We start from the raw sequence: 419 nt of genomic DNA, 5'->3' as shown, positions 1-419 counted from the left end.
ATGCCCTGTCGATGTTTCCCTATCCCTCTGGCAATCTGCACATGGGGCATGTCCGCAACTACACGATTACGGACGTAATCGCTAGGGTGCATCGAATGCAGGGGTTTCGCGTTCTGCACCCGATGGGCTGGGATGCGTTTGGGCTTCCGGCTGAAAATGCGGCGATCGATCGCGGCGTCAGTCCGGCCAGTTGGACTTACGAAAATATTGACCAGATGCGCCAACAGCTTCAGCGACTCGGTTTATCCTACGACTGGGGCCGCGAAGTCGCCACCTGTTCGCCCAATTATTACCGATGGACGCAGTGGCTTTTTCTGGAGTTCTTTAAAGCCGGACTCGCGTATCAAAAAGAAGCGGCTGTCAATTGGGACCCGATCGATCAAACCGTCTTGGCAAACGAACAGGTCGATAGCCAGGGT

1 protein-coding gene is annotated in these 419 nt (G+C 54.9%); it reads left to right on the top strand.

What is annotated here, in order from left to right:
• A partial coding sequence (locus D7Y13_RS50190; protein WP_147452748.1) for a class I tRNA ligase family protein occupies positions 1-419 on the top strand: 419 nt, incomplete at both ends.

This window comes from Corallococcus praedator (assembly GCF_003612125.1).
Taxonomy (GTDB): domain Bacteria; phylum Myxococcota; class Myxococcia; order Myxococcales; family Myxococcaceae; genus Corallococcus; species Corallococcus praedator.
The sequence above is the reverse complement of the archived record's forward strand: the minus strand, read 5'-3'. Positions and strand labels throughout refer to the sequence as shown.